A 4,671-nucleotide genomic window follows, 5' to 3' on the forward strand; every position below is an offset into this window, starting at 1 on the left:
GATCGGTAAGTGTCGGTTGCCCGACGTTCCCGGAAAAGGGTGTGGCAGACATCAGATGTTCCCGATAACCTGCTGCGACTGTCCACTGGCGACGGAGGACGGGTGACCCTCCCGAAGGAGCAGCGCGCATGACCGAGCCGCACACCGTGCCGCCGGAGAACACCCCGCCGACAGTGCCGCAGCTCGACGTCCGGGCCGCCGAGCCGCCAGCGGCCGACCCGCCGTCGTCGGTCGGCGGGTTCGCCGACCGGCCACCGGGTTATCCCAGCGCGCTGGTCTGGTTGCGGGCCGGGATCCTGCGGGACTGGCGCGGTGTGCTGGGCGCCTTCGCCGCCACCTGGTTCTACCTGCCGATCGGGCTGCTGCTGGCGTTCTGGGGCGGCCTCAGCCTCGGCGTCGTCGGCCTCTTCGCCGGCGGCATCGGGGCTGACGACCAGGTGCCGCAGGTGCTGCGCGACGCGCCGCTGATCGGCTCCCTGCTGGAAACGTTCATGAGCCGCTCCGCCGGAGTGCTCGGCGGCGTCGTCGGCTTCGCCGTCGGTTTCGTGGGCGGCTTCATCTCCGTGCTGGTGCTGCCCTGGGTCGGTGCCGAAGGACCGCTCCCCGTGATCGCCGGCCTGCTCGGCACCGTCGCCGCGGCGGCGCTGATCGGGGTCCTCTACACGCTCTACCGCGTGCTGCTGGAACCGCGACTACTGGTCGTCTCCGGTGCCCGCCAGCCCAGCCGCCGCGAGGCGGCGCGGCTGCGGCCCGTGCTGGACGACTGTGCCCGACGACTCGGCCTGCCCAGCGTGCCACGGTTGCTGATGGAGGACGACCCGGTCCTGAGCAACGCCCGCACCTACGCCCGGCACGTGGTGGTCACCACCGCCGTGCTGACCGAACCGGACGACGAGATCGCCGCGCTGTTCAGTCACGAGTTGGTGCACTGGCGTACCGGGGACGAGATCACCAGCGCCTTCGTCCGTGGTGTCGGTCTGCCGCTCACCCTCGCGCACGCCCTGCCGACCTGGCTGATGCGGACGTTCCCGCACCCGGCCACCAACTTCGTGGTCTTCCTGTTCTTCTGGCCGGTGCTGCTCATCATGCGGTACGTGGTGCTGCCGCTGCACGCCCGCGACGTCCGGGCCGCGGAGTACCGGGCCGACCTCGGCGCCGTGCTCACCGGGCACGTCGACGGGATGCGGCGCATCCTGGAGCGCCGGCTGTCCTTCGAGTCCGGTCGCAGCGGCTGGGACGAGGCGGTCTGCGCCACCCACCCGCCGCACGAACTCCGGCTCGACGCGCTGGAACGGGCCTCGGTGGCCGGCGCGTCCGCCGGTGCGGACGCCGCCGCGGACGTCACCGTCGAGCGGCTGTTCGGGCACACCGGCGCGGTCGGCACCCGCCGCACCTGGCTGCTGGTCGGCGTCCTCGTGCTGGTGGCCTGCGTCGGCACCGGCGGGCTCGGGGTGGTGCAGTGGGCGTTCTTCCGCCCCCAGGCGACTGTCGACGGCTACTTCGCCGCGCTCGCCGACCGGGACAGCGACGCCGCACTCGACCTCCTGGCCGACGGGAGCAGCGCCCCCGACCGCGAGCTGCTCGCCCAACTGCTGCGCGGCGAGGGCTACCAACCACCGACCGACGTCGAGATCAGTTCGCTGGAGCGTGACGACGACACCGCCACGGCCACCGTGACGTACCGGCTGGGCGGTGAGCGGCAGACCGCGACACTCGGCCTGCGTCGCGACGAGCAAACCACTGCCGGGATGTTCCGCGGCTGGCGGGTGAGCGGAGGCCTGACCTCGCTCGGTGTCGCGATCGGCGGCCCCGGGGTACGACTCAACGGCGTCGAACTGCCCGGCGGCACCGACGGCCCGGCGCTGGCGCTGCTGCCCGGCGGCTACACCGCGACCGGGCCGTCCAGCGCGCTCAGCGAGACGCCCACCGAGACCTTGGCGGTCGGTCCGGGGCAGGACACGGCCACCCTGCAACTGGCCCCGGTGCTCAAGCCGGCGGCGGTCGAGGCCGTCGACGCCCGGGTGCGCGCCTGGTTGGAAGAGTGCGCCAAGCAGACGGTCCCCGCGCCACCGGGCTGCCCGTTCCGCTACTACGGCGGGTCCGCGCAGAAGGTCACCTGGAAGATCCTGGAGTACCCGAAGCTCGCCATCGAGTTGACCGGCCCGGCCAGCGCCGAGGTCACCACCCCGAGCGAGACCCGGGGTCAGGTGCAGGTCAGCGGGACCAACACCTACTTCGGGGGCGACTCACCGTTCACCGACGACGACCCGTTCTCCGTCACCGGTGTCGTCACCGCCGACGGGGAGGGTGTCACCTTCCGCCCCGCCACCAACTGACCGGGAGAGTCCGTGACCGACAGCAACACCGCCGCCCGGCTGCCCGTACGGCTGACCATCAACCCCCGGCAGCGACAGCAGCCGTCGGTCGACCTGCTGACCTGGATCCACCGCCGGCCGGAGTACCGGCCGGTGGTCCGCCAGGCCGGCGGCGGCGGGGGCCGGCCGGGCTTCAGCGACGCGGTGATCATCGCGGTGCTGGCCCAGGGCCTGCTGCCGGGTCTGTTCAACCTGCTGCAGTCCTGGGTGGACCAGCAGCGCACCGAGGCCAGCATCCGGATCCAGTCCGGCGACACCGAGGTGGAGTTGCAGGTGAGCGGGCGCACCGACTCGGCGCGCCTGCTGGCCCAGGCGACCGAGGCGCTGCGGGCGGCCCGGGAGCCCGGTACGGACGCCGCCGACTGAGTCGACGGCGTCCGGGTCGACTGGTTCGGCGGCGTCCGGGGAGCGGTCAGCTCGCCTTGGCGAGCGCCTCGAACTCGTCGTCGGTGAGCCGCACGTCGGCGGCGCCCACGTTCTCCTCCAGATGCGCCACCGAGGACGTACCGGGGATCGGCAGCATCACCGGTGAGCGGCGCAGCAGCCAGGCCAGCGCGAGCTGGGCGGGCGACGCGCCGTGCGCGGTGGAGATGGCGTCCAGTGGGCCGCCCGGGCGGGCCAGCTCCCCGGGGGCGATCGGGAACCACGGGATGAACGCGAGGTCGTTGCGCTCGGAGTACTCCAGCACGTCCTCGGCGCTGCGGTTGGCCAGGTTGTACAGGTTCTGCACCGACACGATGTCGGTGATCGCGCGGGACTCCTCGATCTGCGCGACGCTCACCTCGGACAGCCCGATGTGCTGGATCTTGCCTTCCTCCCGCAGCAGGGCCAGCTCACCGAGCTGATCGGCGAGCGGCACCTTCGGGTCGATCCGGTGCAGCTGGTACAGCGGGATGCTGTCCAGGCCGAGGTGGCGCAGGCTCAGCTCGCACTGCTGGCGCAGGTACTCGGGGCGGCCCAGCGCCCGCCAGTCGCCGGGGCCGGAGCGGCTCAACCCGGCCTTCGTCGCGATGACCAGGTCATCGGCGTACGGGTGCAGGGCCTCCCGGATCAGCAGCTCCGAGACGAACGGCCCGTACGAGTCGGCGGTGTCGATGAACGTCACGCCCAGCTCGATCGCCCGGCGCAGCACCCGAACGGCCTCGGCCGGGTCCTTCGGGTCACCCCAGACACCCGGACCGGTGATCTGCATGGCCCCGTAGCCGAGCCGGTTGACGGTGACGTCGCCACCGATCCGGTACGTGCCGGACGCCTTCGCGGGTTGCTCACTGATATTTGTTGCCATTGCCCGATCCCCAATCGTCTCGTCGTGGCGGGCGTGGACAGCGCGGGCGTGAAGAGCCCACCCGCCACTGATGGATCATCCCCCGGAACTCCGCTGCCATGCCGCCGGTCGGTCGAGTGTGGGCGCGGACACGCCGTGGGCGCGCCGAGCCGAGTTGCCGGGAAGCACCCGGTACGACCGGGGTGTCCGTGCGACGCTGGCCGGAGCCGGTGCGTTTCCGGCGCGACGGCGGAGGGAGCACCCATGGGAGTGCCGCAGGTCAACTTCGCGCTCGACACGTACGAGTGCATCGTGATCTATCCCGGCGCGGCCGGGCGGGCCCTGCCCGCCGAGACGGTGCAGCGGTTGCAGGCCGAGCACACCGAGCACATGCAGGCGTTGCAGCGACGCGGCATCATCCTGGTCGCCGGCTCAGTGGACGGGCCGGCCCGCGAGCCGGATCCGCCGATCGGGTTCGGGCTGGCCCGCACCGGCAGCGTCGACGACGTCCGCAGCGTGCTGGAGGCCGACCCCGCGGTGCAGGCCGGGCTCTACCGGGTGGAAGTGCTGACCTTCCTCTGCCCGGCGGGTTCCCTGGAGTTTCCGCTGGTCAAAGCGGGGAGCTGAGCAGCCGTCCATCGGTGGCTGTCGTGATGGCGACGGCGCTCGCCCGCCTGCCGGTGCTACGGTCGCGCCCTGCGCGGGCCGCCGCCGGGGCGTACCCGGTGTCGTGGGTCGGCCCCGGTCGAGGAGTCGCCATGACCTCCGCCGCCACCGGTGATGTCGCGTCCGCCGCCGCCCGACTACGTGCCCTGCTCGGCGACCGGCTGCACGAGCCGGGCGATCCCGGTTACGCCGCCACCACCCAACTCTGGAACGGTGCGGTGGCGCGGACGCCCGCGCTGGTCGCCCACTGCCGGGAGGCCGACGAGGTGGCCGAGGCGGTCCGCGTCGCCGCCCGCTGCCACCTGCCCGTCTCGGTCCGCTCCGGCGGGCACGACTGGGCCGGCCGGGCGCTGGACGGTGCCCTGG

At 72.8% G+C, this 4,671-nt stretch carries 5 protein-coding genes; 4 read left to right on the forward strand and 1 reads right to left on the reverse strand.

The window, feature by feature from the left end:
* Positions 1 to 128 precede the first annotated feature (128 nt).
* Positions 129 to 2,336 carry a M48 family metalloprotease gene (locus KBX53_RS23015; RefSeq protein WP_210861588.1) on the forward strand — a complete coding sequence of 736 codons (2,208 nt, stop codon included), beginning with the start codon at positions 129 to 131 and terminating at the stop codon, positions 2,334 to 2,336.
* Positions 2,337 to 2,348: 12 nt separating this feature from the next.
* Entirely contained in the window at positions 2,349 to 2,741 is a 393-nt protein-coding gene (locus KBX53_RS23020; RefSeq protein ID WP_030334374.1) for a hypothetical protein, read from the forward strand.
* Between the two features lie 46 nt (positions 2,742 to 2,787).
* On the opposite strand, the gene KBX53_RS23025 is transcribed toward KBX53_RS23020, so the two are convergent.
* A complete protein-coding gene (locus tag KBX53_RS23025; RefSeq protein WP_210861589.1) occupies positions 2,788 to 3,660 on the reverse strand; it encodes an aldo/keto reductase in 873 nt (290 codons plus the stop codon).
* Between the two features lie 243 nt (positions 3,661 to 3,903).
* Here KBX53_RS23025 and KBX53_RS23030 point away from each other — a divergent pair, with 243 nt between their 5' ends.
* Both KBX53_RS23030 and KBX53_RS23035 read left to right on the forward strand, forming a co-directional pair.
* A complete protein-coding gene (locus tag KBX53_RS23030) occupies positions 3,904 to 4,266 on the forward strand; it encodes a YciI family protein (RefSeq protein WP_030334370.1) in 363 nt (120 codons plus the stop codon).
* A gap of 131 nt (positions 4,267 to 4,397) precedes the next feature.
* Positions 4,398 to 4,671 (forward strand): FAD-binding protein (locus KBX53_RS23035; RefSeq protein WP_210861590.1); only part of this gene is annotated, 274 nt, incomplete at its 3' end.

This window comes from Micromonospora sp. M51 (assembly GCF_018070305.1).
Classification (GTDB): domain Bacteria; phylum Actinomycetota; class Actinomycetes; order Mycobacteriales; family Micromonosporaceae; genus Micromonospora; species Micromonospora parva.

What these genes read in the sequence shown, in the direction of transcription:
- KBX53_RS23015 (WP_210861588.1), top strand. Translation starts at nt 129, where the DNA reads ATGACCGAGCCGCACACCGTGCCGCCGGAGAACACCCCGCCGACAGTG.
- KBX53_RS23025 (WP_210861589.1), bottom strand. Translation starts at nt 3,660, where the DNA reads ATGGCAACAAATATCAGTGAGCAACCCGCGAAGGCGTCCGGCACGTAC.
- KBX53_RS23030 (WP_030334370.1), top strand. Translation starts at nt 3,904, where the DNA reads ATGGGAGTGCCGCAGGTCAACTTCGCGCTCGACACGTACGAGTGCATC.